The sequence below is a fragment of the Nocardia sp. NPDC051750 genome (assembly GCF_044453135.1).
In the GTDB taxonomy this organism is placed as follows: Bacteria; Actinomycetota; Actinomycetes; order Mycobacteriales; family Mycobacteriaceae; genus Nocardia.
In genome coordinates, this window is sequence record NZ_JBITCK010000002.1 from 773,064 (window position 1) to 798,479 (window position 25,416).

24 protein-coding genes are annotated in these 25,416 nt (G+C 68.9%); 13 read left to right on the forward strand and 11 right to left on the reverse strand.

All coding sequences use genetic code 11. The features are described 5' to 3' along the window. The first annotated feature begins 34 nt into the window (after window positions 1-34). The 4 genes from ACIA75_RS10950 to ACIA75_RS10965 are packed head-to-tail and all read left to right on the forward strand — an operon-like array spanning window position 35 to window position 3,424. Complete coding sequence (locus ACIA75_RS10950) at window positions 35-1,033, forward strand: ABC transporter substrate-binding protein (RefSeq protein ID WP_397102416.1); 999 nt, start codon at window positions 35-37, stop codon at window positions 1,031-1,033. Then, window positions 1,033-2,334, forward strand: coding sequence for an enterobactin transporter EntS (entS, locus tag ACIA75_RS10955; RefSeq protein ID WP_397102418.1), 1,302 nt, complete (start codon window positions 1,033-1,035; stop codon window positions 2,332-2,334). Before ACIA75_RS10950 ends, entS begins: the two co-directional genes overlap by 1 nt. Further along, entirely contained in the window at window positions 2,334-3,170 is an 837-nt protein-coding gene (locus ACIA75_RS10960; RefSeq protein WP_397103449.1) for a siderophore-interacting protein, read from the forward strand. Before entS ends, ACIA75_RS10960 begins: the two co-directional genes overlap by 1 nt. A gap of 11 nt (window positions 3,171-3,181) precedes the next feature. Beyond that, window positions 3,182-3,424: a phosphopantetheine-binding protein gene (locus tag ACIA75_RS10965; protein WP_397102420.1), complete on the forward strand. Its 243-nt coding sequence runs from the start codon at window positions 3,182-3,184 to the stop codon at window positions 3,422-3,424. 50 nt (window positions 3,425-3,474) lie between these two features. Here ACIA75_RS10965 and ACIA75_RS10970 read toward each other — a convergent pair whose 3' ends face one another. Then, window positions 3,475-5,127, reverse strand: a complete 1,653-nt coding sequence (locus ACIA75_RS10970; protein ID WP_397102422.1) for a (2,3-dihydroxybenzoyl)adenylate synthase — start codon at window positions 5,125-5,127, stop codon at window positions 3,475-3,477. An 86-nt stretch (window positions 5,128-5,213) separates the two neighbouring features. Here ACIA75_RS10970 and ACIA75_RS10975 point away from each other — a divergent pair, with 86 nt between their 5' ends. The 3 genes from ACIA75_RS10975 (at window position 5,214) to ACIA75_RS10985 (ending at window position 7,911) form a co-directional block, all read left to right on the forward strand. Beyond that, the gene (locus ACIA75_RS10975; protein ID WP_397102424.1) at window positions 5,214-6,020 is read left to right on the forward strand and encodes an SDR family oxidoreductase; all 807 of its coding nucleotides are present in this window, start codon (window positions 5,214-5,216) and stop codon (window positions 6,018-6,020) included. Window positions 6,021-6,029: 9 nt separating this feature from the next. Further along, the gene (locus ACIA75_RS10980) at window positions 6,030-7,178 is read left to right on the forward strand and encodes an isochorismate synthase MenF (RefSeq protein ID WP_397102426.1); all 1,149 of its coding nucleotides are present in this window, start codon (window positions 6,030-6,032) and stop codon (window positions 7,176-7,178) included. Between the two features lie 79 nt (window positions 7,179-7,257). Continuing rightward, on the forward strand, window positions 7,258-7,911 hold the full coding sequence (locus ACIA75_RS10985) for an isochorismatase family protein (RefSeq protein ID WP_397102428.1): 654 nt from the start codon (window positions 7,258-7,260) through the stop codon (window positions 7,909-7,911). 48 nt (window positions 7,912-7,959) lie between these two features. Here the strand turns inward: ACIA75_RS10985 and ACIA75_RS10990 are convergent, their stop codons facing one another. The 4 genes from ACIA75_RS10990 to ACIA75_RS11005 are packed head-to-tail and all read right to left on the reverse strand — an operon-like array spanning window position 7,960 to window position 12,886. Then, window positions 7,960-9,960 carry a 5-oxoprolinase/urea amidolyase family protein gene (locus ACIA75_RS10990; RefSeq protein ID WP_397102430.1) on the reverse strand — a complete coding sequence of 667 codons (2,001 nt, stop codon included), beginning with the start codon at window positions 9,958-9,960 and terminating at the stop codon, window positions 7,960-7,962. Then, entirely contained in the window at window positions 9,957-10,580 is a 624-nt protein-coding gene (locus tag ACIA75_RS10995) for an urea amidolyase associated protein UAAP2 (protein WP_397102432.1), read from the reverse strand. The genes ACIA75_RS10990 and ACIA75_RS10995 overlap by 4 nt, the downstream gene beginning before the upstream one ends. Then, window positions 10,577-11,341, reverse strand: coding sequence for a DUF1989 domain-containing protein (locus ACIA75_RS11000; protein ID WP_397102434.1), 765 nt, complete (start codon window positions 11,339-11,341; stop codon window positions 10,577-10,579). The genes ACIA75_RS10995 and ACIA75_RS11000 overlap by 4 nt, the downstream gene beginning before the upstream one ends. Before the next feature lie 36 nt (window positions 11,342-11,377). Then, window positions 11,378-12,886: a sodium:solute symporter family protein gene (locus ACIA75_RS11005; RefSeq protein ID WP_397102436.1), complete on the reverse strand. Its 1,509-nt coding sequence runs from the start codon at window positions 12,884-12,886 to the stop codon at window positions 11,378-11,380. A 229-nt stretch (window positions 12,887-13,115) separates the two neighbouring features. Here ACIA75_RS11005 and ACIA75_RS11010 point away from each other — a divergent pair, with 229 nt between their 5' ends. Beyond that, window positions 13,116-13,799 carry a TetR/AcrR family transcriptional regulator gene (locus ACIA75_RS11010; RefSeq protein WP_397102438.1) on the forward strand — a complete coding sequence of 228 codons (684 nt, stop codon included), beginning with the start codon at window positions 13,116-13,118 and terminating at the stop codon, window positions 13,797-13,799. A gap of 47 nt (window positions 13,800-13,846) precedes the next feature. Further along, window positions 13,847-14,635, forward strand: a complete 789-nt coding sequence (locus tag ACIA75_RS11015) for a thioesterase family protein (protein ID WP_397102440.1) — start codon at window positions 13,847-13,849, stop codon at window positions 14,633-14,635. A gap of 7 nt (window positions 14,636-14,642) precedes the next feature. Here the strand turns inward: ACIA75_RS11015 and ACIA75_RS11020 are convergent, their stop codons facing one another. Continuing rightward, on the reverse strand, window positions 14,643-15,131 hold the full coding sequence (locus tag ACIA75_RS11020) for a MarR family winged helix-turn-helix transcriptional regulator (RefSeq protein ID WP_397102442.1): 489 nt from the start codon (window positions 15,129-15,131) through the stop codon (window positions 14,643-14,645). Between the two features lie 416 nt (window positions 15,132-15,547). Here ACIA75_RS11020 and ACIA75_RS11025 point away from each other — a divergent pair, with 416 nt between their 5' ends. Next, window positions 15,548-17,308, forward strand: coding sequence for a BCCT family transporter (locus tag ACIA75_RS11025; RefSeq protein WP_397102444.1), 1,761 nt, complete (start codon window positions 15,548-15,550; stop codon window positions 17,306-17,308). Between the two features lie 52 nt (window positions 17,309-17,360). Here ACIA75_RS11025 and ACIA75_RS11030 read toward each other — a convergent pair whose 3' ends face one another. Both ACIA75_RS11030 and ACIA75_RS11035 read right to left on the reverse strand, forming a co-directional pair. After that, a complete protein-coding gene (locus ACIA75_RS11030) occupies window positions 17,361-17,600 on the reverse strand; it encodes a DUF6374 family protein (RefSeq protein WP_397102446.1) in 240 nt (79 codons plus the stop codon). A 364-nt stretch (window positions 17,601-17,964) separates the two neighbouring features. Then, entirely contained in the window at window positions 17,965-18,243 is a 279-nt protein-coding gene (locus tag ACIA75_RS11035) for a hypothetical protein (protein ID WP_397102448.1), read from the reverse strand. A gap of 222 nt (window positions 18,244-18,465) precedes the next feature. Here ACIA75_RS11035 and ACIA75_RS11040 point away from each other — a divergent pair, with 222 nt between their 5' ends. Beyond that, window positions 18,466-18,759 carry a hypothetical protein gene (locus ACIA75_RS11040; RefSeq protein WP_397102450.1) on the forward strand — a complete coding sequence of 98 codons (294 nt, stop codon included), beginning with the start codon at window positions 18,466-18,468 and terminating at the stop codon, window positions 18,757-18,759. 97 nt (window positions 18,760-18,856) lie between these two features. After that, on the forward strand, window positions 18,857-20,305 hold the full coding sequence (locus tag ACIA75_RS11045; protein ID WP_397102452.1) for a DUF1254 domain-containing protein: 1,449 nt from the start codon (window positions 18,857-18,859) through the stop codon (window positions 20,303-20,305). A gap of 69 nt (window positions 20,306-20,374) precedes the next feature. Here the strand turns inward: ACIA75_RS11045 and ACIA75_RS11050 are convergent, their stop codons facing one another. Next, window positions 20,375-22,744 carry a TerD family protein gene (locus ACIA75_RS11050; RefSeq protein WP_397102454.1) on the reverse strand — a complete coding sequence of 790 codons (2,370 nt, stop codon included), beginning with the start codon at window positions 22,742-22,744 and terminating at the stop codon, window positions 20,375-20,377. Here ACIA75_RS11050 and ACIA75_RS11055 point away from each other — a divergent pair. Next, a complete protein-coding gene (locus ACIA75_RS11055) occupies window positions 22,743-23,246 on the forward strand; it encodes a hypothetical protein (protein WP_397102456.1) in 504 nt (167 codons plus the stop codon). The genes ACIA75_RS11050 and ACIA75_RS11055 overlap by 2 nt on opposite strands. Before the next feature lie 9 nt (window positions 23,247-23,255). Here the strand turns inward: ACIA75_RS11055 and ACIA75_RS11060 are convergent, their stop codons facing one another. Continuing rightward, window positions 23,256-23,639, reverse strand: coding sequence for a hypothetical protein (locus tag ACIA75_RS11060; RefSeq protein WP_397102458.1), 384 nt, complete (start codon window positions 23,637-23,639; stop codon window positions 23,256-23,258). Between the two features lie 116 nt (window positions 23,640-23,755). Continuing rightward, window positions 23,756-25,342, reverse strand: a complete 1,587-nt coding sequence (gene pabB / locus ACIA75_RS11065; RefSeq protein ID WP_397102460.1) for an aminodeoxychorismate synthase component I — start codon at window positions 25,340-25,342, stop codon at window positions 23,756-23,758. Window positions 25,343-25,416: the final 74 nt, after the last annotated feature.

Below are 25,416 nucleotides of genomic sequence, written 5' to 3' on the forward strand. Positions count from 1 at the left end.
GCCCCGGTGGTTCGAGAAAGAAAGTGAAACACCTATGTCGCTGTTATCCCACAGCCGCTTCGCGGCCTGGCTACGTGCTGTAGTCGGCCTGTTCGTGGCGGTCGTCGCGGTGGCGGGCTGTAGCTCGGAAGCCGAGCCCGCCGCCGAATCCGGGACCCGGCCGATCCAGACCGAGAAGGGCACCGTCGAGGTACCCGCCGACCCGCAGAAGGTGGTGGTGCTCAACGGCGCCCTCGCCGGGTACCTCTACGACCTCGACGTACCGGTGGTCGCGGCGGACACCCGGGTTCTCGGAGTTACCGACCGCAGCGGAAAGTTCCCTCCGACGTGGGCGGATGACGCGACGGGACAGGGCACCCAGGTCGTGCCGATCGGGCAGACCGTGAACGTGGAGTTCGTCGCCTCGATGCAGCCGGATCTGATCATCGGTGGCGGCCAGGGTTTCCCGGCCAAACAGTCGACCGACGCCTACGACCAGCTGAGCGCCATCGCGCCGACCGTGCTGGTGCCCGGTGATGTGACCGGTTGGCAGGATCAGCTGAAACTGCTCGCCGACGTGGTCGGCAAGGGCGACAAGGTCAGCGAGCTGATCACCGCCTACGACGACAAGCTCAAGCAGGTCGCCGAGACGGTCAAGGCGCCCGAGCAGCAGATCGGCTACTTCCAGTCCGCCGCGGACGGCAAGCCGAAGATGGTCCTGCCGAACGCCGCGCTGCCGACCCTGCTGGCCGAGCTGGGCTTCAAGGCCGACGATCAGGTCGTGGCCAAGGCCGGTAACCCGGAGATCAACCCCTCCGCCGACTGGTTCAACTTCAGCCCCGAACTGCTGACCAAGGTCGTGGACCAGCCGGTGGTCATCGTGGTTCCGCTCAGCGGCGCCAAGAGCGCGGCCGATCTCGCCAAGGATCCGATGTTCGCCCAGCTGCCCGCGTTCAAGGACAAGAAGGTCTACGAACTGCCGGCCACCAGCTACCGGCCGGACTACCGCGGCGTGATGAGCACCCTCGACCTGATCCAGGAGCAGTTCAAGTGATGGCCACCGCCGGCCTCCTCATCGACACCTCCCCGTTGCGGGAGAGCCGGCGGTTCCGCTGTGCCTTCGGCGCGCGGTTGATCTCCGTTCTCGGCATCGGGCTGCTCATGGTGGCCCTGCCGGTGCAGGTGTACGAGCTCACCGGGTCGAGCCTGCATGTGGCCGGAGTATCGACCACCATGGCGATCGCCCTGTTCGCCGGAAGCCTGGCGGGCGGGGTGATCGCCGACCGGTTCGACCGGCGCACGGTCATGCAGTGGTCACGGACCGCGGCCGGGCTGGCGTTCCTGGCATTGGGCCTCAACGCGATCCTGTCCCAGCCGATCCTGCCGGTGATCTACGCGGCCGGCGTCGTGGACGGGCTGGCCGGCGGGATCAGCGGGTCAGCGATGATGGCGCTGGTGCCGATGCTGGTGGAGCGGGCGAAGATGCCGGCGGCGGGGGCGCTGATCACCCTGACCTCGGATCTGGGCACCATGATCACCCCGGCCATCGCCGGTGTGCTGATCGCCCAGATCGGGGTCTCTTTCGCGTTCTTCGCGGCCGCGGCGGCGACCGTGGCCACCGTGGGCCTGATCCGGGCCATCGGCGCGGCCCCACCCCCGGCCCGCGAGCTGCGCAACCCGCTGGTGGAACTGGGGCAGGGGATCGGATTCGCGGTGCGCCACCGGGTGATCCGGGCGGTGCTGGTGAGCGGACTGCTCGCCATGCTCGTCAGCGGACCGCTGGTCCTGCTGCCGGCCTTCGCGGATCAAGGGCTGCATGCCGGTCCGGCGACGCTGGGCCTGCTCTACGCGGCACCGGGTGTGGGCGCCGTCCTCGGCTCGCTGACGAGTGGCTGGATCGGCCGCACCCGGCGCAACGGCCTGGCCCTGCTGGGCTCGCTGGCGCTCATGCCGCTGGGCCTGATCATGGCCGGTGCCTGGCCGCAGATCGCGTGGAGTTTCCTCGGGCTCGCGGCCTTCGGCATCGCGCGCGCGGTGAACAACATCCTGCGGTACGCGGTACTGCAGCAGCATTCGCCGGAGGATATGCGCGGGCGGATGTCGAGTCTGCAACTGGTGCAGTCGGTCACCGGAACGGCGATCGGGTCCATGGCGGCCGGTGTGATCGGCGGACTGGTGGAACCGGGTGCCGCCCTGATGGTCTACGGCGGCGCGGTGCTGGTGCTGCTGGTGCCGGCCCTGCTCTTCATGGCGCCGCTGGCCCGGCTCACCGGGGACGGCAAACCCGCCGGGCCACCGGTGAAACCGCCGGTCCAGGCCACCGGACTCGCGGACAAAGGAAAGGACGGTGTGTGATGGATCGCGGTGCCTACCGTGAGCGGATCGCCGAGGTGATGGCCGGCTCGCACGGGGCCAAGGTCGGCTACCCGATCGAACTGCGGGAACTGGAGGTGATCCGCACCGCGCAGGTGGGGTCGGGTCTGCTCCGGGTCACCTTCGGCGGTCCGGGACTCGACGGGTTCCACAGTTATGTGCCCGACGAGCACATCCGGTTGATCTTCCCGGATACCGACGGTGTCCTGCGGCTTCCGGTCAAGGACGGTCTCTCGCTGGAATGGCCTGCTCCGCGCCCGATTTCGCGGGAATATACGGTGCGGCGGTACGACGCCGAGGCCGGGGAACTCGATGTCGATTTCGCCTTGCATCCGGGCGGGCTCGCCTCGGACTGGGCGCTGGCCGTCACCCCGGGCGACCGGATGAATATCGCCGGCCCGCCCGGCGGCGTGGTGGTGCCCACCAGCTACGACAACTACCTGTTCGCCGGGGATATCACCGCCTTGCCCGCGATCGCCCGCTGGCTGGAATGGCTGCCGCGCGAGAGCACCGGCTGGGTGTTCGTCGAGGTCACCGATGCGACCCAGGAGATCGAACTGGACGCTCCGGCCGGGTTCGAGATCCGGTGGCTGCACCGGGGCGATGCCGCGCCGGGCACCGGGGATCTGCTGGAGAAGGCGATCCGCACGGTCACCGTTCCCAGCGGGCAGAACGTGTACGCGTGGGTGGCCGGCGAGGCCGGGCAGCTGCGTCCGATCCGTAAATGGATCCGGAGTGAACTCGGCGTCGGGCCCAAGGATTTCCTGATCGCGGGCTATTGGAAGCACGGGATCGCGAATTTCGACGGCGAAGAATAAGGAGATACAGCATGACGAACGACGCAGCGGCCGTTGCCGATCGCGACCGTTTCATTCAGGATGTGGCCGAGGTACTGGGTGTACCCGCCGGGGAACTGTCCACCGATACGAATCTGCTCGATGCCGGACTCGATTCGGTGCGCATCATGCAGCTGGTGGAGAAGTGGCGGTCGGAAGGCCATGAGACCGTCGATCCGCTCATGCTGGCCGGGGACCCCGTTCTGGAGTCCTGGCTGGAGGTCTTGTGCCCGTGACCGGGCGCTGCCGCGAACCGCGCGTGGTGCGCGGTTCGCGGCGCCTGCGGTCACTGTGCGCGGTGACCCTCGGCGAGCAGCCGGCGCAGATCGCGGCGGCTCGTCTTACCCACCCCGGTTTCCGGGAATTCCGCGATGGTGACCACGTCGTCCGGCATCTTCCAGGCCGCGATACCGCGTTGGCGGATGAAACCGCGGACCGTGATCAGCGTCGGCGGGGCCGCCGGGTCGAGTGGCTGCACAAAGGCGCAGATCCGCTGTCCGAGCACCGGGTCGGGGGTGCCGACGATCACCGCGTCCCGGATACCGGGATGTTCGAGCAGATGGGCTTCGAGCTCTTCGGCCGACACCTTCTCGCCGCCGCGGTTCACCCAGTCACCGGCGCGGCCCTTCACGACGAGGTTGCCGTCCGGGCGCAGCGCGACGATATCGCCGGTGCTGTACCAGCCGTCCGCGTCGAAGCTGCGGGCGTTGGCTTCCGGGTTGTCGTAGTAGCCGCGAATCGTGTAGGGCCCCTGAGTTTTCAGATTTCCGTCGGTGCCCGGCGCCACCTCGTTCCCGGCATCGTCGACGATCTTGATCTGGTCGTATTCCGACATCGGCCGCCCCTGCGTGGAGACCACGACATCGATCGGGTCGTCCAGCCGGGTGTAACAGACCAAGCCCTCGGCCATTCCGAAGACCTGCTGCAGGGTTGCTCCCAGCGCCGGTCCGACCCGCCGGGCCAATTCGTCCGGGCAGCGCGCGCCGCCCACCTGAAGTACCTGCAGACTGGACAGATCCGGCAGCTCGCCGCCCTTTTCGGCGCGCTCGACCCACAGCCGCGCCAGCGGCGGTACGAGCCCGGTGATGGTGACTCCGAAGCGTTCGATCGCCGCGAACGCGGTCGAGGGCGTGGGATCCGGTGTCATCGCGACCGTTCCGCCTGCCCACAGCACGCCCAGAATGCCGGGGGAACTCATCGGGAAGTTGTGTGCCACCGGCAGGGTGGCGAGGTAGACCGAGTCCGGCCCCAGCTCGGTGATCTCGGCGCTGCGCCGCACGCTGTAGAGGTAGTCGTCGTGGGTGCGCGGGATGAGCTTGGGAATTCCGGTGCTACCCCCGGAGAGCTGCAGGAACGCGACATCGCCGGCATCGAGGGCCGGCATCTCGCCGGGCTCGTCACGGTACTCGGCGAGATCGGCGGCGCCCTCGGCGAACTCGGTAGCGGGATCGTCGCTGACCAACAGGACGTGCCGCAGACTCGCGACCTGCTGCCGGACGGTATCGGCCAGCCCCGCGTGGTCGAACCGCTGGTGGGTGACGCAGGTGATCATGGCGACCGCGCCGCTCGCCGTACCGATCGGTACCAGCTCCGATTCCCGGTGCGCGGGCAGGCAGAACACCGGCAGCGCACCGGCCTTGAACAACGCGAAGATCACTTCGACGAATTCGGCGCGGTTGGGCAGCTGCACCAGGACGCGGTCGTGGTGGCCGATGCCGAGCCGCATGAGGCCCGTGGCCAGCGACCGTGCGCGCCGGTCGAGCTCGGCGTAGGTCCAGCGGTTGTCCGCGTCGACGACGGCGATCGCCTCCGGGGTTTCGGTGGCGCGCGCGGTCAGCAGATCCGCGAACGTCTCACCGGTCCAGCACTTTTCGTCACGATACCGGGAGATCTGTTCCGGTGGCCACGGAGTGAAACCGGGCAGGACGGACGATGGCATGGAGCACCTCTTTCCGATCGGCGATCTTGTTCGATGTCACATCGGAATGCTAGCCTTACGATGTAACTTCAGGTTAGGCTAACCTAATGGTCACGAAGCAATGGGGCGAAGGGGTCATCGTCACCGGAGCCGCCGGGGGTATCGGGGCGGCAATCGCCACCGAACTCGCCGGCGATTCCGGGCTCATCGAATTGTGGGACAGGGACCCTCGGGTGCACGAGGTGGCCGATCTGATCGGGCGACAGCACGAGGGAATTGCCGCCCGGGGTACGGAAATCGATCTCACCGACGCCGCGGCCGTCGCCGCCGCCTTCGACAAGGCAGTCGCCGAGAACGGTGCGCCGCGGATCGTCGTCCACGCCGCCGGCGCGATGATCGGCGGATCCGCGCTGGACACCGGCGCCGACGACTGGCAGCGGTGCCTCGCCGTCAATACCAATGCCGCCGTCTACGTCGCGCAGCGCGCGGCCCGCGAAATGGTCGCCGCGCGGCGCGGTTCGATCGTGGTCGTCTCGTCGAACTCCGCGGCAACGCCCCGGGTGGGCCTGGCCGCCTACGGCGCCGCCAAGGCCGCCACCACGGCGTTCACCCGGTCGCTGGCGCTGCAGGTCGCGCCGCACGGGGTCCGCGTGAACCTGGTCTCGCCGGGGTCGACGGATACGCCGCTGTTGCGGGGGATGTACGCCGACTCCGGGGAACACGGCCTCGGCGAGGCCGCGCGGGACAGTCTGCTCGACGGCGATCCCGAGAACTACCGCCTGGGAATCCCGTTGCGGCGGATCGCCGAACCGGCCGATATCGCCGCCGCGGTCCGCTTCCTGGTTTCCGATGCCGCCCGCCACATCGTCATGCACGACCTCCGGGTCGACGGCGGCGCAACGCTGGATATGTGACACGAGAGGATGATCATCATCAACGCCGAGAACTCCGCCTTTACCGCGGATCCCGCCTTTGTCCTGTCCCGCCCGCAACGGACCGTGACCGCGTCCGCCGGGGGCCGTGTCTTCCACAGCGCCGCCGAAGCCGCCGCACAACTACGCGCGCGGCGGGTGAGCCATATCGTCGGCGCGCTACCCTTCGCACCCGGTGCGCCGGCGGCACTGTGGGCGCCGGAAACGATAGCGGTGACCGACGGTCCCCGGGCCGCGCGCGCGATCTCCGCACCCGATATCGCCGTCACCGAGAATCTGCCCGAACCCGAGGAACACGTCCGCCGGGTGAGTGCCGCGGTCCGGTTGCTCGCCGACCCTGGACACCCGATCCGGAAAGTTGTCCTGGCCAGAGCGCTCCGGGCCCGGGCCGCCCGCCCGGTGCGCGCCGTCGACCTGCTGGATCTCCTGGTGGGCACCGATCCGGCCGGGAACGGCTATCTGGTGGACCTGTCCGCGGCGGGCGGTGTCTACACCGGCCGTCACCTGGTGGGGTCGAGTCCGGAGATCCTGGTGCGCCGGCTCGGGTCGCAGGTGACCAGCCATCCCCTCGCCGGTTCCGCCCGCCGGGTACCGGAGGACCCGGTGGCCGACCGGATCGCGGCCGACGCGCTGCTCGGTTCGGCGAAGGATCAGCACGAACACGGCTACGTGGTCGACCATGTCGCCGGCGTGCTCCGCGACCGGTGTACCGATGTGCGCACCCCCGCCACACCGGATCTCACCGAAACCCCCGCCATGTGGCATCTGGGCACCACCATCGCCGCGACGGTATCGACCGCCGGGCCGACGGCTTTGGAACTGGCCGACGCCCTGCATCCGACCCCTGCGATCTGCGGTACCCCGACGGCCGCGGCCGCCCGGCTCATCGCCGAACTCGAAGGCGAGCGCGGTTTCTACGCCGGCGCGGTCGGCTGGTGCGATGCCGACGGCAACGGCGAATGGATGGTCAGCATCCGCTGCGCGGAACTGGCCGCCGACAACAGAACCTTGCTGGCGTACGCGGGTGGCGGGATCGTCGCCGAATCCGATCCCGCGGACGAATTGGCCGAGACCACCGGCAAACTGCAGCGCGTCCTGGGCCCGCTCGGGGTGGCCGGGAGTCCCGCGCCCGTGCGCTGACCCCACGATTTATCGCTACTGCGCCGGGCCCGCGGCTCACCGGAAAGTCGCGGGCCACAAGAGATGAGGAGTTCTGGCCATGCCCATGCAACCGATCGCACCCTATGCGATGCCGCCGTTGGACGACGAGATCAGCAACCAGGTGTCCTGGCGACTCGACCCCGGCAGATCAGCCCTGCTGATCCACGACATGCAGAACTATTTCCTCACCGCCTACCAGTTGGATCGTGATCCGGCCCGGACGATGATCGACAATATCGTCCGATTACGCGACAGATGTCACGAGCTGGGTATTCCGGTGATCTACAGTGTGCAGCCCGGAGATCAGCACCCCGACCGGCGCGGTCTGCTCGCCGACTTCTGGGGGACCGGTATGTCGGACGGCTCCGATACCGAGGTCATCGCCGAGCTGAAACCCGACGAGACCGATATCCAGGTCACCAAGTGGCGCTATTCGGCGTTCCAGCGCACGGATCTGCGCCAGCTGCTCGGATTCCGCAACCGCGACCAGCTCCTGGTCACCGGGGTGTACGCGCATATGGGCTGCATGCTCAGTGCCGCGGAAGCATTCATGAACGATATCCGGCCGTTCATGGTGCACGACGCCGTGGCGGATTTCAGTCGCGACGAGCATTCGATCGCCCTGAAATACACCGCCCGGCGCTGCGGCATGGTGCTGAGCACCGACGGTGTGCTGTCGCAGCTCCAAGCCCCGGTACCCGCCCGCGCCTGAGTCCCCGGCTCCTGCCCTGGGAGTGATCCGGACCCGAGCGGGGCCGCCTCATTCGGTGAGTTCGCCGGACCGGCGCCAGGATTCCCGTTCGGCCGCGAAGGCCGCCGCCTGGCGGGTCCGGAACTCGTCGATGGATTCGGCGTGATCGGCCAGGAACTGCCGGTGATCGGCCAGCCGGAACTCACCGTCGCGGGCGCGCAGTTCGCCGCGACCGGCGGCGATATCGGCGCGCAGATCCAGCAGTTCCTCGGCGCTCACCGGATACCAGCGAATGCGGTCGAAAAACCGCAGCAGCCACGGTGTCTCATGGTCGGTGCGGCTCCACACCTGCGTGGTGCGGCCGACGAACTGGTAACCGCCGGGGCCCTCCATACCGTAGATGCACAGGTACGCGCCGCCGATCCCGACCGCGTTCTCCGGGGTCCAGGTGCGGGCCGGGTTGTATTTGGTGGTGATCAGGCGGTGCCGCGGGTCGGCCGGGGTGGCGAGCGGGGCGCCGAGGTAGACATCGCCCAGCCCGAGTACGAGGTATTCGGCGGCGAACACGGTGTCGAAGACATCATCGACCGTGTCCAGGCCGTTCATCCGGCGGATGAACTCGATATTCCACGGGCACCACGGGGCGTCGGCGCGTACGCCGTGCATGTAGCGGGTGATCGCTTCCCGGGTGGCGGGGTCGTCCCAGGACAGCGGCAGTTCGACGGTGCGGCTGGGTACCACCAGATCGGCGGCGGCAGGCAGTTCGCCTTCGATTTCGGCCAGCATATCCAGCGCCGCCGGGGTATTCAGCACGGCGGGATCGAGCCGGATCTGCAGTGACCGGACACCCGGCGTGAGTTCGGTGACACCGCGTTCCCGGCCCAGCCGGAGCCGTTCGTGCAGCGCGTGTACCCGGGCGCGCAGTTCGAGATCCAAGGTCATCGTGCCGAATTCGACCAGGATGCCGTCGTCGCCGGCGCGGCGGTAGGTGATGGGCGTGCCGTCCGCTGTTTCGGCGCGCCGCAGCACACCGTCGTCGCCGTCTCCGCCGCGGGAGAGCACCGCCGGCCAGCTTGCCCGGCGCTCCGGGCCGAGGGCGCCGAGCGGGGCGGTGCGATCGGCCCGGACCGGGACGAAACGGACGGTGTCGCCCGGGCACAGCTGCCCGAGCTTCCACCGGTCGGCCGCGGTGACCGTGACCGGGCAGACGAAACCGCCCAGACTGGGCCCGTCCGGCCCCAGCAGGATGGGCGTATCGCCGGTGAAATCGAGGGCGCCGACACTGTAGGCGGTGTCGTGGATATTGGACGGATGCAGGCCCGCCTCCCCGCCGTCCGGCCGGGCCCAGCGGGGTTTGGGCCCGACCAGCCGGACCCCGGTGCGGTCGGAGTTGAAATGCACCTCGTAGGCGGTGTTGTACAGGGTGTCGATATCGGCGCGGGTGAAGAACTCCGGTGCGCCGTGCGGACCTTCGGTGACGGCGAGTTGCCAGGTCCGGGTGAGTACCGGCTGTTCGCCGCCCGGTACGGGGCCCGCCGGCGCCACCGGCGCCGGGCCGAGCGGCAACATGTCCCCCGCGGCGAGCGCGCGACCGGCCACTCCGCCGAATCCGCCGAGCGTGAAGGTGGCCGCGCTACCGAGGTAGCGGGGAAGTTCCACACCGCCGGAAATTAGTACATAGCAGCGCATTCCGGGCCCGCGCACCGACCCGATATCGAGGAGTTCGCCCGCCGGAACCAGGACCGGACGCCACAGCGGCACCCGGCGGCCCGCGACTGTCACCTCGACGGGCGCCCCGGTGACACACACCCAGGTCGGTTCGGGAAACCGTAGTGCTGGACCGGTCATCGTGCATTCGAGCCCGGCCGCGCCCTCGGCATTGCCCAGCGCCCGGTTGCCCAGCCGGAACGACAGATCGTCCATCGGACCCGACGGCGGCACCCCGACATGCCAGTAGCCGCTCCGGCCGGGCCAGTCCTGGACGGTGGTCAGCATCCCCGGCCGTTCGACCACCGCCTGGGGCGTGGAGATCTCGGGGGCCGGTTCGAGCGCCGCCGCCGGGGCGGTCATCGGGTCACCACCATCCGCACCGGCGTCGGGTCGAAACCGTTGCACGGGTTGTTGATCTGCGGGCAGTTCGAGACCAGGACCAGAGTGTCGATCTCCGCGCGCAGCGACACCGTCTTACCGGGCGCGGACAGGCCGTCGACGATACCGAGGGTGCCGTCGGATTCCACCGGCACGTTCATGAACCAGTTGATATTCGACACCAGATCCCGTTTGCCCATACCCCATTTCGCGGCCTCGGCGAGAAAGTTCTCCACGCAGGCGTGCTGGTGGCGGGTGTGGTGCCCGTAGCGCAGCGTATTCGATTCCTGGGAGCAGGCCCCGGCGATGGTGTCGTGATTGCCGACCTCGTCGGCGATCACCGTCATCAGCGCGGTGCCCGCATCGGTGCGCAGCACACTGCCCGTGGTCAGGAAGATATTGCGCTGGGCGGTGATCGTCGCCTGCGCGCTGTAGCGGTCGCTGTGATCGGCCGCCGAGTACAGCAGGCAATCCACGGCCTGATTGCCGTGCAGGTCGACGATGTCCAGACGGTCGCCCGCCCGGACGATCGCCGACCACGGCGCGCAGGCCGGCACTGTTTCGTCGAGGACGACGGACGCTGTCGCAATCGTGTTGTTCACATCCACTCCTGTCGGGTCCGGGCGGCCGACCAGGCCTGTTCGGTGTTCTGGACGGCCCGCTGGTATTCCGGGTCGCTGTTCACGGTGGTGGTGTCGAGGGGTTCGCCCGGCCATGCGACCAGGTCGAGATCGGTCACCGGGGTGTCGTCGAGCGGGTGCGCGGTATTGACCACCAGCACGGTCACCGGCAGGTGGATCAGCAGTTCGACGTGGGCGCCCGGCCCCGCGGAACCGTTCGCGTTCAGGCTGCCGTCCGCGCCGACGCGCACACCGCGGAACAACGACAGGGTCGCCCCGATATCGCGGGGGCCGAGCCCGTGCTTGCTCCCCGCGCGTTCCAGCAGCAGGCGGCCGTCCCGGGTGGCCCCGCACAGGGCGTCGTGGCGCCCGGCGGTATCGGCGAGGACCGTGGCCAGCACCCGGCCCTGGTCGGACAACAGGGGATGGCCGGTGCCGAGATAGGCCTGCCACGGCACCTTCACGGTGTCGGCGACATTCAGGCGCTCCCACGGAGCGTCCGCCCGCAGCAGGAACAGATTGGCGCAGGCCGAGCCGTGCGGATCGGTCAGCCGCAACCGGGTGCCGCGCCCGAGAACCGTGCCGGTGTTGCCGCCGGGTGGGAGCCGGACCGTCCAGGTGGTGTCGGCGAGGCGCATACCCGCCGGCAGGTCCGGGCCGGCCGGGGTCGCGGTGGCCTGGGCCCGGGCGTGTTCGCGGGCGCCGGTGGTCGAGGCGGTGGTGGGTGCGCTGGGAGGTGTCATCGTCTTCCTTGCTCGTCGGTGCGCAACGGTGCGGGGTCAGCCGGGCTGATTGGCGGGTTCCGGGGCGGGCAGCGGATCCGGCAGCGACGCCGGGGCAGGTGCCGAGGTGGCGGTGCGGCGGGCGGCGCGCAGCCGGTGCACGGCGAGGGCGCCGAGGAAGGCCAGCAGGGATGCCAGGAACCCGAGGAAGGTCGGCCAGCCGTCGAAACCGGGGCCGATCAGGGAATTATCCAGATAGAGCACGGTATTCGGTACGCCGTACATGGTGGGTGTGAGGACGAACAGCACCAGCCGCACACCGAGCCCGGCGACCATCGCCGCCACCGCGGCCGCGGTCGTGATCCGGTCGGTGAGGTGCGCGGCCACGAACGGGACGATCAACCCGGCCAGCATCAGGTCGAAGGCGAGGGTGAGCAGGATGCCGGTCTGCGGCACCTGGATCGCGAAGAAGATCGCCACCGCCGCCACCGGCAGCATGGTGATCCGGACATCGCGCAGCAGGGTGTCCCGGCCGGCGGAATCGGCCCGTTCGACACGACCGGCGATATTGCGGGTCGCCACGGCCGCGGTCCCCAAGATGGCGCCGTTGGCGGTGGAACACGAGGCGGCGACGATGGCCGAGAGCACCAGGATCGCCAGCCCGGCGGGTGCGTGCTCGTCCAGGAGTGCCAGCAGTCGCGGGCCGCCGTCGGCGTCGACGAGATCGGTGGTGGCCAGCGCGACCAGGGCGTACGGGATACCGACCACCGCGGTCCCGGCGGCACCCGCGAAACAGGCGCGGCGGGCGATCTCCGGGGAGCGGGCCGAGAAGATGCGCTGCATGAAATCGATCGCGACGATATCGCCGATCCCGAGTGCGATGAGGGTGGCCCAGTTGATCGCCGCGCCCTCGGAGGTGCTGGTCAGCTGGCCCAGGTCGAACGGGCCCATCCCGTCGGGGATATGGATGCCGTAGGTCGAGCCCACCCAGATCAGCAGCGCCAGCGAGCCGATCACCGTGATCACCATCTGGGCCAGGGCCGTGTAGGCGTCGCTGAACATCCCGCCGGTGACGGTGTAGGTCAGTACGATCGCCACGATGAGCAGGACACCGGCCGTGTACGGGACACCGAGGAACCGTTCGAACAGGTAACCGCCGGCCACCAGGTTGCCCGCCAGCAGGATGCAGAAGCTGAAGATCATCAGGATCGAGGCGGAGAGTTCGACACCGCGGCCGTACTTGATCTTGTAGAAATCCGGCAGGGTCAGCAGACCCATGCGGTTCATCGGCTTCGCGAAGAAGATTCCGGTGAGCAGCAGGCACAGGCCGAGGCCGAGCGGTAGCGAGGCGCCCGCCCAGAATCCGACCGAACCGGCCAGGTCGGTATTGCCCAGGGTGGCATTGGAATCGACCGCCTGACCCATCAGGCCCGCCGCGACCAGCGGTAGGCCCAGGGATCGCCCGGCGACGAGGAAGTTGACGCTGTCGCCGTCCACCTTGCGGGAAACCAGCAGGCCGATGCCGATTACCGCGAGCACGCTGACCGCGATTCCGAGAATGATCATGGCCGGGGGCCCTTCATCCGACACGAATATCTATCGGTTGAAAGTTTTCCGGTGCGCCGAGACGTAGTGGTGACGGCGATGTATCCGTATCGGTCTCGCCGGTAACGTCTGCGTTGCCGTCATTTCTGTCAAATGACAGAAATCGGTCGGCAGGGGGTCGTACTCGGTGAGGTGGGCTCTGGGCAGGCGGCCGCAGGGGTGTGCCGAGCCGGCGGGAACAATGGGGTTCATGACCCAACTCGGTCCGGGCCGGCCTCGTCTCGCACCGCGGCGCCGTGAGGGGCACACGCCGCGTGCCGAAATCCTCGATGCCGCCGCCGAACTGTTCACCACGAACGGTTACGGCAACACCTCCACCCGCGCGATCGCCGAAGCGGTGGGAATCCGCCAAGCCTCGCTCTACCACCATTTCGGGGCCAAGGACGACATCCTGGATGCCCTGCTCGGTGAGACGATCGCGGCGGCGGTGGAACTCGCCGGCCGGCTGTCCGGCAGTGCGGAGCCCGCCGCTGTCCGGTTGTACGCCCTGGCCCGGTTCGATATCGAGCAGTTGTGTGCCGCGCGCTGGAATATCGGGGCGCTGTACTTCCTGCCGGAACTACGCGGGGAGCGGTTCGCGGAGTTCCGGTCACGCCGTGACCACCTGCGGGAGAGTTACGAGGCGCTCGCCGCGCGGGTGGTTGCCGAGATCGGAGCGGGCGGGACCGGGGCTGCGGCGGCCATCCCGTTCCGGCTGGTGGAGACCGTGATCACTATCCGTTCCGACGAGGGTGTGGTGGCGCCCGGGGCGCGCCGGGCTATCTCGGAGGCCGTACTCAGGGTCCTCGGCTGGCGCGGCGACCCGGCCGCGGTCGAGGCCGCGGCCGAGCTGTTGACGGCCACGGTGCGGGACCCCGCTGCACCCCAAAACTAGAACGTGTTGTAATTCTCCTGCGGGGTTCCCGCGAGAGGAGTCATACCGTGTTGGCGTTCTTCACCAGAGAAGGTGAGCAGTTCCTGCCCACCCGGATAGCCATATCCAGCTGGAGTCCCAGCCAGGTCAGCGGACCGGCCATCTGTGGATTGCTCGCCCGGGAACTGGAAACACATTCGCCGGGCGCGGAATTCGTCCCGGCCCGGCTCACCGTCGACCTCTTCAGCCCGGTCACCGACGAACCCGCCACGGTACGCAGCACGGTGGTCCGCGAGGGTAAACGCATCTGCGTGGCCGACGCCGAACTGCTGCAGCGCGAGGAGGTACGCTCCCGTGCCACCGTGGCGTTCCTGCGGACCGGCGAGGTACCCGCGGGCGAACTGTGGCAGCCCACCCGCGACCTGCCGGTTCCCGAGGCCCCGGACACCTCCGAAACGGGCGCGCATCCGCTGTTCAAGAGCGGTGACGGCGACTGGACCCGCGATTTCGGTGCCACCCAGAACGCCGAACGCAAGGCGATCTGGCAGAACATGCTGCCGGTGGTCGCGGGCGAACCGGTCACGCCGTTCCAGCGCGCCGGGATGGCCGGGGACGCGGCGAGTTTCATGAGCAATTGGGGGACGGCGGGAATCGGTTACATCAATTCCGATGTGACCCTGACGCTGGCGCGTCTGCCGATCGGCCCGGGAATCGGGGTGCTGGCGCAGGATCAGGTCGCGGCCGGGGGGATATCGGTCGGCACCGTCGCCCTCTACGATCGCGGCGGCCCGCTGGGTTCGGCGGTCGTGACCGCGGTGTCCAACGTACGGCGGCAGGTGGATATGTCCCGGTTCTGAGGGGTGGCTATCTGCCGGGTTCGGCGTGTGCGGGCCGGGGATCCGGGTGCGAAGGCCGGGGCCACGGCCGCGCTTCCAGCGCTTCGAGATCGGTGTTGAATCGTTCGAGGTAGGCGGCGAACTTCCGCATATCGGTCTCGCTCCAGTCGCTCATGACCCGGTCGAGCGCGTTGACGTTGTACTCGCGGTCGGCCCGGAGGCGGCGTTCACCTTCGTCGGTGACCCGGAACTTGCGCGCCACCCCGCCGGCCGGGTCGGGGATCCGCTCGACCAGGTCGGATTTCATCATGGCGGCCGTCTGGCGATGCACCGTGGAGGTGTCCAGGCCGAATGCCTCGCTCAGCTCGCCGATGGACATGGGGCCCTCGATCCACAGCCGGCTCAGCATCAGATAGGCGCTGCGGTCCAGATGGTCGGGGCGCCGGAGATGCGCGTTGAGGCTGTGCCGCCCCAGCAGCATGGTTTCGAATTCGATCAGATGGGTCGGCTTGTCCATGGCGGGTGTCCTGCTCGTGTGCTCATGCCGCGGTGGCTGGGTCCCGTCTGTCGTTATACCACGCCGCCGGGAGTGTGTTGCATCATACACATTCTTTGTATTGTGCAAGTACGGTGCAGCTGCCCGATCCGGCTCCGGGGGCCTTGTGTACAGAACTGAACAATTGCCCGGAAACCCTTTCGGACCAGTGTCCAGCGAGGCTCGGCGGCGGCTCCGGTGCCGCATCGGCACGCGGCGCGCGTGCGTGCCGTGAGTGGGTTCGGCACGCCGAATACAGAACGGGGCGGTACGGTTTTTCCCGGTACATCCGTTCGGCGGCACGGCCGTGAGCACACCGAGGACCGGATAAGGGCTGGTCCCCGATGTGTGCGCGGTCGCGGCGTGGAGCGCACAGTGCGATCTGAAAGGACTAGTCCATGGTGATCGACAGCGGCGGAGACCCTGCGATGCCCGACAGCAGCTTGCTGGGCGCACCGGTCGGCAGACCCCCTCGGCGGCGGGGGCTCGACCGGCTGGTTTTCGGAATCACATCGATCGGAGCCGTGGCCTTCGTCCTGTGGGGGGTCCTCGGCCAGGACAACCTCGCGCTGGTGGCCGCGAACGCCCAGTCCTGGGTGATCACCAACACCGGGTGGCTCTTCGTGCTCGTCGCCACCTCGTTCGTCGTCTACGTGATCTGGCTGGCCCTCAGCCGCTACGGCAAGATCCCGCTCGGCGCCGACGACGAAACCCCGGAATTCCGGACGGTCTCCTGGATCGCCATGATGTTCAGCGCCGGTATGGGCATCGGTTTGATGTTCTGGGGGGTGGCCGAACCGCTGACGCATTTCACCTCCCCGCCACCGGGCACCGCCGAAGCCGGCAGCCCGAAGGCGAGTGAAGTTGCCCTGGCCACGACGCTGTTCCACTGGACCCTGCACCCGTGGGCGATCTACGCGGTCGCCGGGCTGGCCATCGCCTACTCCACCTTCCGGCGGGGTCGCTCGCAGCTGATTTCCTCCGTCTTCCGGCCGTTGCTGGGCCGGCGTGCGGAAGGGCTGTGGGGTAAAGCCATCGATATGATGGCGATCTTCGCGACGCTCTTCGGCTCGGCGGCCTCGCTCGGCCTGGGCGCCCTGCAGATCGGGGCCGGTCTCCAGTTCAACGGTTGGATCGACGCCGTCGGCAAAGTCGGCCTGGTGCTGGTGATCGCCGTACTCACGGTCGCGTTCGTGCTGTCCGCGGTCTCCGGGATCGCGCGCGGTATCCAGTGGCTGTCGAATATCAACATGGTGCTGGCGGTGGCGTTGGCGCTGTTCGTGTTCATCGCCGGCCCCACCCTGTTCATGCTGAACTTCCTGCCCACCGCGGTCGGTGATTACATCTCCGAACTGCCGACCATGGCCTCGCGGACCGGGATCGCCGGCGGCGAGGAAATGGAGGTGTGGCTGTCGGCGTGGACCATCTTCTACTGGGCGTGGTGGGTCTCCTGGACCCCCTTCGTCGGTATGTTCATCGCGCGGATCAGCCGGGGCCGCACCATCCGCCAGTTCGTTGCCGGCGTGCTGCTGGTACCCAGCCTGGTGAGCCTGGTGTGGTTTGCGGTGTTCGGTGGCGCGGCGATCCGGCAGCAGACCGACACCGGCAATCTGACGGAGCCGGACGGCAGCGTCAACCCCGACTTCGCGCTGTTCCATCTGCTCGACGAATATCCGATCACCGCGATCACGACCGTGCTGGTGATGATCCTGGTGGGAATCTTCTTCGTCTCCGGCGCCGATGCGGCGTCGATCGTGATGGGCACTCTCTCGGAACGCGGAAGTATCGAACCGTCCCGGTTGACCGTCATCTTCTGGGGTACCGCCACCGGCGCGGTCGCCGCGATCATGCTGGTGATCGCCGATTCGGACGATCTGGGCGGGGCATTGACCGGACTACAGGCGATCACCACGGTCGTCGCCCTGCCGTTCATGATCGTGATGATCATGATGTGTGTCTCGCTGTATCGCGATGTGCGCAGCGATCCGATCATCGTGCGGGCGGACCTGGGTGTCGAACTTGTGCAGGGCGCCGTGCTGCAGGGCGTGGCCAGGCACGAGGGCGAGTTCGAGCTCGTCACCACGCCGATCGAATCGGACGAGATCGAATCGGCCGAGGAGAAATCGGCCGAGGAGAACGAGCCGGTGACCCGCGGCTGACGACCACTCCGTCGGCACGCTGAACCCGGTCCGTTGTCACCGCGGGCCGGGTTCAGCGTCGGTGGCCCCGGAAATCCAGGCAGGCCCGGCCCACCGGGGCCGGACGGTGGCCACGCGGCGAGCTGTTCTGCGTCGCCTCGATGTAGATGGTGAGACCGGCGCTGAGCTTGCCGGCCAGCGCCTCGAGCTGGTCGGGCGAAAGGGACTCGCCGAAGGCCGCCGCGGCGAGAAGTCGTTCCCGTACCTGTTCGAGGTTGAGCCGGGCGAACGGGATGGGGGCGAGTTCGGGCATGCGGGCCACGGTACCCGAAATCGAACATATTTTCGATAGATGTCCGAACTGTCCGGGCGGCACGGCACCGGTGCCTGCGCGCCGTGGAGGTCCAATGGTCCGGTGAGTGGTAGAGCGCATAACGTACCGGCATCGCGCCGGTCGAACGGTATCGGGGCAGGTCGATGGGCGACTGCGTCGGCCGAGCCGATGAGATGCGCGTCGATCCCGGCCGGCCCTGTCGAGGACTCGGGAACCGCCGCGTACTACGGGGCGCTGGAGTCCGCGCCGGCGGGCCGGTCACGGCAGCCGGTGACCGACGCCGAGGCCGTGTCCACGAGGTGGATGCGGCCTCGGCGACCTGGAATCCGCAGCGGTACCGGGCTCAGCCGATCACGGCGTTCATGATGGTGCCGGCGCTGGTGGCGACCACGCCGCCGATCATGGCACCGGCCACCATCTTCGGTGATTCGAGCCCCCCGCCGGACCATTTCTCCCAGGCGAATTTACCGCCGGCGAAGATGATCGCGCAGATACCGGCGAGCAGCACGAACCAGGTCAGGTACTGGACCATCTCCGTGATCTTCTCGGCGAGGGGTGGCGCTTTGGGGGTGGGATTGCCGATTTGCGCAAGGAGCGTATCGGTGACGGCGGCCAGTATCATCTCGCAGCTCACTCTGTGTTCGGGGTGGGCGGGAACGCTAACGCATCGTAACCGCTCGCCGGGATGGTTGCAGTAATCCCAGTTCCGGGTAGGGATTCGGGTCACCTGCGGTTATAGCGCGAAAGACGCTGCGCAGCAAGAACTTGCGCCGGGGGCGTATTCCTCTGGATGATGGAGGTGTGGGCCGCAGCGCCCCGGAAGGTTTCGGCGAGGGAGCAGACGGTGAGCATCTTGGCGGCGTCGGTTGTCGACGCGGTATCGGTATACGCGCAGGTCAGCGATCCCACTCCGCAGGCTCCGCCGCTGGCGGACAAGATCATGGAGTTCGTGCAGTACGCGACCTGGCTGGCCATCCTGTCCGGAACGGTGAGCATTGTCTTCGCGGGCGGAAAGTTCGCCTGGGAGAAATGGTCCGGCGGTTCGCTGGAATCGCCGAAGATGGTGGCCGGTGCCATGATCGGCGGTGTGGTCGCCACCAGTGCGGGCACCATCATGAATACGGTGCTCGCCATCTGAGAAACAGCCGGGCCGACCGTGGCAGCAACGGTTCGGCTACTCCTCGGCGTATCCTGCGAAGCGGTCCATCCGACAGCGATGAGCAGGGAGAATGCCAATGGGCGACGCCCCGGCAGCGGTACCCGGTACTTCGCGGCGCCAGCCCGCACCCGACCGGTTGCGCTTGTCCCGGCGGTCGCTACTGGGTCTGGTCGCGGCCACCGGGCTGGCCGCCTGCGGGGGCGGCGGGGACGATACCGAGGTCGCGCCGTCGGGCACCCCGGCCGACCGGCGCGAAGTGGCGACCGACGCCTATGTTTTCGGATATCCCCTGATACTGATCGATACGATCCGCCGCCAAGCCCTGGAGTTCACGTCGGCGAACCGGTTTCAGCACACGTCCAGCCTGCCCCCTTCGAGCCAGCGCACGGTGGTCCGGATCGACCTGGACACCCTGTACTCGGTGGCATGGCTGGACCTGCGGAACGAACCCGTCCTGTTCGAGGTACCGCAGATCGAGGACCGGTACTGGGTGATGCAAGTACTCGATGCCTGGTCCAATACCGCGTACACGCCGACCAGTCTGCAGCCGCAATCGGAACCGGACTCCACCGCGCCGTACGCCTATGCCGTCACCGGGCCGGGCTGGAAAGGCACGTTGCCACCGGGCGTCGTCCAGCTTCGGGTGCCCACCGCCGACGCCTGGCTGTATGGCCGGATCGAGGTGCGCGGCCCGGCGGATGTACCCGCGGTGCGCGAGATCCAGTCGCGGCTGCGCCTCGCCCCGCTGAGTGCCTGGACCACCCCCGCCGCCGCGGAATCCGATTCGATCCCGGGGAACCAGGATTGGTCGGAATCGGCGGGCCTGGACGCCGTCGACGAGCTACCGGTACGCGATTTCTTCGAGCGCATGTGCGAGTTGATGGAGGACAATCCACCCGCCCCGGAGGACGATCCGGCGATGCGGAGCTTCGCCACCATCGGTATCCGGCCCGGTGGCTCACCCGAGGGCGTGAGCACGGACGAACTCGAGGCGGGCGCCGACGCCGCGAAACGCAAAATGGCGGCGTATGTGAACCCCGGCACCCAGCTACGCAACGGCTGGGTGCTGGACTTGAGTATCGGCCGATACGGCACGAACTACCTGCTGCGGGCGGCGACCGCGAGCAAGGGAGTCGGCGCGAATCTGGCGGCGGTCGTGGTGTATCCGGCCCTGTTCGGCGAGGCCGATGACGATGGCACCCCTTCGAAGTTCACGTTGCGGTTCGCGCCGGGGGAGGCGCCGCCGGTGGCCGCGTTCTGGTCGCTCACCGCCTACGACTCCGCCGGTTTTCTCGTCCGCAATGACGCCGACCTGCACACTGTGGGCCATCCGGTGCCGCCGGAATTCGCGCCCGACGGCACTCTCGAGATCGCCGTCCAGGCAGCTGATCCGGGGTCCGGGGTGCCGCGGTCGAACTGGCTGCCGATCCCGGAAGGCGGACAATTTTCGCTGGTCATGCGCCTGTACGAGCCGGATCAGCGAGTGCTGGAAGGGCGGTGGTCACCGCCGGCGCTACAACCCTGACACCGCCGAGCGAGGCGCCCGCGCCCGGAATCAACGGTCGCAGGATCGGTGTCCGATAACCCCACGCTGTCAGATATTCGCGCCTTTCTCGCGATTGCAGCCGCGGCACAGGATCTGGAGGTTGGTGGCGCTGGTAGCGCCACCGCGGCTGAGTGGGATGATGTGATCGAATTCCAGGTAGTGGCTCTCGCCGCATTCCACGCACCGGCCACCGTCGCGCTGCCACACCTCGGCCTTGACCTCCTGGGGGATGCTGCGCGAATCCCGTTGCCCCGGGGCCAGGACGAGCCGCTTGGCGATCCGCAGCGCCCCCTCGAGGGCCGCGGCGAGATATTCCGGATCGGCGACGGCGAAACTCGCTCCACCCCGCGCCGACGTGGCTGCCACGACAACCGTGTCGAGTTCGGCGGCCACCGAGACGATCCGGGACCAGGGGATCTCCACCCCGGTGCCGGGCCCGACGAACCGCAATTTTTTGGTGCTCACGATCAACCGGCCCTCGGTGTGTTTGGGGCCGCGCGCCAGTTCGCGGATATGGGTCGCGCCGATATCGAGGTAGACCAGCTCTTCGGCGTCCAGGTGCAGATCCGGGGTTCGCACCGTGGGCAGATCGCCCTCCCGCAGCCGCGACAGGGCCCGACCTCGCGCCATCCGGGCGCGGAGATCGTCGATCAGCCGGCCGGACAGACGGAATTCGCCGATCGCGTGGTCGACATCGTCGTACTCGCCGGCGGAGATCTGGCCGTCGGCGAAGGCGAACGCCACCCGCCGCTCCACGTACTGCAGCGCGGCAGGTTCCAGCGCCGCCCGGGCGGCGGCCTCGTCGATCCGCTGATAGCGCAGCGACGCCCACAGGGCATCCCATTCGGCGCCGCGTGGCCCCGAGGCGGCGAGTATCCGCTCGGCGCGGGTATGCCAGTGGATCAGGAACTCCTCGGTATCCGCCGCGCAGGCCGCGCAGGGATGGTGCCCGCCGAAGACCCGGCGGCGGCGCCGCGCGCCGCAGCGGTCACAGTCGTGCGGATGCGGCCGGGCGGTAGGACGGGTATCGGAGGTCCACTGTTCGCCGTCCCACCAGCGCAACACAGTCGGGTCCGTGGGGTCGCGATACCAATCGGCACGCCCGGAACCCGGCGGTGGCTCGACGGGCGTGGGCTCGGTCACGGTGAGCCGGCGCAGCGTCACTGTGCCCAGGGGGCGCCGGGAGAGGTGTGCGGTGGCGGCTCGGTCCCACGGCGCGGCCGGTACGGCGCCCGGCCCGGTTCGCTCGTCGAGCCGGTAGTGGGCGTTGCCGGGATGCAGATCCGCCACGCGGCGCGGGCCGTCCCGGTCGGCGACGGGAGTGCGATTCGGGGCGGAGCCGTCGCCTCCCGCCTCCTCCGCGTCCGGTCCGCTCGCCCGCCTCGCCGGGCGTGCGGGGTCGTGCGGGTCCGTTCGGCCGGTCCGAGGTGGCTGGTGCGACGCTTGCCGGGGGCCTGGCTCGTTCGCCCGCGGGGTGCGCGGTGGGGGTTGCGATCCCGGCTGGTCGGCGCCGGTGGGGTGGGGCAGTTCCGGCGCGCTGGGCTCGCCGGTCCGGGTGCCGGAGTGTGCTGGCTCCGGACGACTCGGTCCGTCCGCCCGTGGTGCGTGGCCCAGCGGGCGTCCGCCGTTACGCGGTGGTGCGTCGCCGTGGGAGGTGTGGGTCCTGGTGAGAACGGCGGTCCCCCCGTCCGCGGCGGCATCGCCGTGGTCGGTGGTGCCGCCGGATCCGCGGCCGTTCCCCGGGTCCGCCGGCGCGGGCTCCGCGCGCTCCGCTGCCGGGTGCCGCCGCGCCGGCGGTGCGCTCTCGGTATCCGGCGCGTCCGGGGGGTCGTCGACCTCGATACCGAATTCGGTCACCAGTCCCGCCATCCCGCTGGCCCAGCCCTGCCCGACGGCGCGGAACCGCCAGCCGCCGTCGCGGCGGTAGAACTCGCCGAACATCATGGCCGTCACCGACTCCGAATCGGTGACGGTGAACTCGGCGACCGGCCCGTCCACCGCGTACACGGTCAGGCGCAGGTCGCCGACCTCGGTGAACACGGAATCCTCCAGCGATCCCGACACCACGATCCGGTCCACCTCGGCCTCGGTGCGCGGCAGCGAAACGCTCAGCCGGGCCGTTCCGGGCGCGGGATCCTGGTCGAGCGTGACGGCCTGGGAGATATGCCGGGGCGCGTTGTAGAAGACGAGATCCTTGTCGTCGCGGACCGAGCCGCCGGCGCCCAGCAGCAGAGCGTGCGCGTCCACCACATGTTCGGACCGCCAGGAAATCACCACGGCCAGAAGAGATGTCGGTATCGGCGTATTGGCGCCCTTGCTCAGTTCCATCGTCGTCGCACTATGCCATGCGATGCCGACACGCCCGCAGGTGCGCAGGTCATAGCGTTGTTCCGGGTCGGTGGGGCAGAGTTGTCCCATGACCGATCCGGTGCCGCCGGGGGAGAAGAGGTCGGTGAACCGGCCGGGAGCGCGCCGGGTGCCGACGCCCGCCGATGTCCTGGCCGCCGCGCAGTCGGCGGTGGACGCGGCGCAGTCCGCCGCCGGGCAGGCGCTGGAGGCCGCGCAGCTGACCGCGGGCCAGGCGTTCGATACGGCAGTGCGGTTGCCACCCGCTTCGGCGCAGCTGGCGGCGCAACTACCCGATCTGCTGGACAATCTGTCGACCGCCATAGACAGGCTCAATGCCACGGTCGACCGGCTCGACCGCACCCTGGCCCTCGCGGACCCCGCCTTTGTCGCCTACGACCGGTTGCTGGTCCGGCTGGAGGCATTGATCTCGCTGGGCGAGGACCTGTTCGGCGCGCTGTCCCGGTTACCCGGGGTGGGCCGGCTCGGCCGGATGGCCGGTATCGTCACACCGGATCTGCCCGCGGAGCCCGAGCCCGAACCGCCGCGGAAGCGGTCCCGGCGGAAGTCCTGATCGGCCCCGTCAGCAGGGGTCCAGGGCCCGGCCGTTGTAGGGGGAATCGTGGGTGGTCCCTTCGTGCACCGGCCGGACCAGCACGTCCTCGTCTTCGAAGGTGATCTGTGCGTTCTTACCGGCGCTGAGCAGGATCAGGACCAGTTGATCCGCTACCCGTTGCGCGGTGTCGCCGTCGGGGTAGCGGCCGAGCACCCGCGCGCTCGGCCCGACCGCGCTGCTGTCCGGGTCGTGCTTCCGGTTCCCGCCGCCGGCGGCCACCGCCAGTCGCGCGACCACTTCGGCCGCGCCCGGCCCGTCGTGCGGTTCGCGCACGGTTTCGATACCGATCTCGATGATCCGGTCGGCTCGAAGCCAGTCCCCGCCATGTGTTTTCACCCAGAGCTGTGCCATCGCTCCATTGTGGCGCTGTTCGCGGTATCGGGTCCGGCGTTTCTTCCGGGGACCGTAGGCCCTGCTCCGCGGAACGTCGCCGGAAACGGCCGCGCCGGGCGGGCAATCGGTCGCCCTCAGATACCCGCCGGGATATCGCCGTGCGGGCGGGACTCCACGGCCGGCTCCGCGGTCAGCGCACGGAACACCGCCCCGGCCTTGAGCAGCATTTCGTCGTATTCGGCGCCGGCCACCGAATCCAGCACGATGGCGCCGCCGGCGCCGATCTGCCACCGGCCGCCGTGGCGGACCGCGGTGCGGATCACGATATTGAGGTCGGCGGTCCCGCCCAGCCCCAGGAAACCGATCGTGCCCGAGTAGATCCCGCGGGCCCGGGTTTCCAGGGCGTCGATGATCTTCATGGTGCGGATCTTGGGCGCACCGGTCATGGAGCCCCCCGGGAAACACGCCCGCAGGCAGCCGATCACATCGGTATCCGCGCGCAGTGTCCCGCGGACGGTCGAAACCAGTTGATGCAGGGTCGAATAGGTTTCGGTGGCCAGGAGTTCGTGCACCCGGACGCTGCCCGTTTCGCAGACCCGGCCGAGGTCGTTGCGCAGCAGATCGACGATCATCACGTTCTCCGCACGGGTTTTCGGGTCCTCGGTGAGCGCGCGGCGGAGTCGTTCGTCCACGGCCGGGTCGGGATCGCGGCGTGCGGTGCCCTTGATCGGTTTCGTTTCGACCGTGCGGCTGCGGTCGACCTTCAGGAAGCGTTCGGGGGAGGAACAGGCGATGTCGAGGTCGTCGAACCGCAGGTAGGCCGAATACGGTGCGGGATTGGCGCGGCGCAGGATCCGGTAGGTGTCCAGGCCGCCGGCCGTGGCCGGCACCGTCAGTTGGTCGGTCAGCGTGATCTCGTAGGATTCGCCCGCTCGCAGCGCACGCTGGCAGGCCGCGATATCGCGCAGGTATTGCGCGCGGCCGCGGACCAGGTGGTTCTCGATCGCAAGGCGGTCCGGCTCGGTACCGCCCGCAAGACGCTTCCGGCCGGACCCTGCCGCGGTCCGGCCGTGATCGGCACCGGCGGTGGGGCGGTCGGGACCGGCGCCGATCGCGGCGGGGTCGTAGCCGTCGCCGATCGGTTCGGGATTCGACCAGGTGGGTAACCGGTCCAGCGCGGCCGCCGTGCTGTCCAGCCAGGTGCGGGTCGCGGACAAGGCCGTTTCCTCCGGGCCGGTGAGCGCGAGCAGATGGGTCCGTCCGGCGAGGTGGTCGACCACCACCAGCCGGTCGGCGAAGATCCACTGGGCGTCGGGGGCCGGTGCGCGGTGCGCGGTCGTGCCGCCACAGTCGGCTTTGACCTCGTAGCCCAGATAGCCCACGTAACCGCCGGCGAAGTCGAAGGGGAGCCGGTCGGGCAGCGGGAGGAACCTGGTGCGCAGCTGCGCGGCCAGATAATCCAGGATCGTGCCCGGTTCCGTCCAGGTCCGGCCGCCGGGGGAAGTGATCGTGACATACCCGCTGCCCACCCGGTACCGCACCACTTCGGCCAGGGGGCCGCCGGCGTCACCGAGGAACGAGAAGCGGTCCAGGCCGGGTTCCACATGTTCACTGTCCAGCCAGAACGCGGTGTCCGAGGTGCCGTACAGCCGGAGGAAGGCGGCCTCGGTGTCGACGGCGCGTTCGAGTACCCGGTGCTGGACGGTGACGGAGGAGAACATCGTGGTCCGAACCCTACGCCGAGCTGGTGTCCCAAACTGTTGTCGGTTGCCGTCAGTTCGGCGTGGTGGGTGGG

Bases quoted from the DNA above. Each gene is read 5' to 3' on its own strand.
- ACIA75_RS11045 (WP_397102452.1), top strand. From the start codon at position 18,857: ATGGGCGACGCCCCGGCAGCGGTACCCGGTACTTCGCGGCGCCAGCCC.
- ACIA75_RS11025 (WP_397102444.1), top strand. From the start codon at position 15,548: ATGGTGATCGACAGCGGCGGAGACCCTGCGATGCCCGACAGCAGCTTG.
- ACIA75_RS11035 (WP_397102448.1), bottom strand. From the start codon at position 18,243: ATGATACTGGCCGCCGTCACCGATACGCTCCTTGCGCAAATCGGCAAT.
- ACIA75_RS10965 (WP_397102420.1), top strand. From the start codon at position 3,182: ATGACGAACGACGCAGCGGCCGTTGCCGATCGCGACCGTTTCATTCAG.
- ACIA75_RS11005 (WP_397102436.1), bottom strand. From the start codon at position 12,886: ATGATCATTCTCGGAATCGCGGTCAGCGTGCTCGCGGTAATCGGCATC.
- ACIA75_RS11050 (WP_397102454.1), bottom strand. From the start codon at position 22,744: ATGGGACAACTCTGCCCCACCGACCCGGAACAACGCTATGACCTGCGC.
- ACIA75_RS11010 (WP_397102438.1), top strand. From the start codon at position 13,116: ATGACCCAACTCGGTCCGGGCCGGCCTCGTCTCGCACCGCGGCGCCGT.
- ACIA75_RS11020 (WP_397102442.1), bottom strand. From the start codon at position 15,131: ATGGACAAGCCGACCCATCTGATCGAATTCGAAACCATGCTGCTGGGG.
- ACIA75_RS10975 (WP_397102424.1), top strand. From the start codon at position 5,214: ATGGTCACGAAGCAATGGGGCGAAGGGGTCATCGTCACCGGAGCCGCC.
- ACIA75_RS10950 (WP_397102416.1), top strand. From the start codon at position 35: ATGTCGCTGTTATCCCACAGCCGCTTCGCGGCCTGGCTACGTGCTGTA.
- ACIA75_RS10960 (WP_397103449.1), top strand. From the start codon at position 2,334: ATGGATCGCGGTGCCTACCGTGAGCGGATCGCCGAGGTGATGGCCGGC.
- ACIA75_RS11000 (WP_397102434.1), bottom strand. From the start codon at position 11,341: ATGACACCTCCCAGCGCACCCACCACCGCCTCGACCACCGGCGCCCGC.
- ACIA75_RS10980 (WP_397102426.1), top strand. From the start codon at position 6,030: ATGATCATCATCAACGCCGAGAACTCCGCCTTTACCGCGGATCCCGCC.
- ACIA75_RS11030 (WP_397102446.1), bottom strand. From the start codon at position 17,600: ATGCCCGAACTCGCCCCCATCCCGTTCGCCCGGCTCAACCTCGAACAG.
- ACIA75_RS11055 (WP_397102456.1), top strand. From the start codon at position 22,743: ATGACCGATCCGGTGCCGCCGGGGGAGAAGAGGTCGGTGAACCGGCCG.
- entS (WP_397102418.1), top strand. From the start codon at position 1,033: ATGGCCACCGCCGGCCTCCTCATCGACACCTCCCCGTTGCGGGAGAGC.
- ACIA75_RS10985 (WP_397102428.1), top strand. From the start codon at position 7,258: ATGCCCATGCAACCGATCGCACCCTATGCGATGCCGCCGTTGGACGAC.
- ACIA75_RS10990 (WP_397102430.1), bottom strand. From the start codon at position 9,960: ATGACCGCCCCGGCGGCGGCGCTCGAACCGGCCCCCGAGATCTCCACG.
- ACIA75_RS11060 (WP_397102458.1), bottom strand. From the start codon at position 23,639: ATGGCACAGCTCTGGGTGAAAACACATGGCGGGGACTGGCTTCGAGCC.
- pabB (WP_397102460.1), bottom strand. From the start codon at position 25,342: ATGTTCTCCTCCGTCACCGTCCAGCACCGGGTACTCGAACGCGCCGTC.
- ACIA75_RS10970 (WP_397102422.1), bottom strand. From the start codon at position 5,127: ATGCCATCGTCCGTCCTGCCCGGTTTCACTCCGTGGCCACCGGAACAG.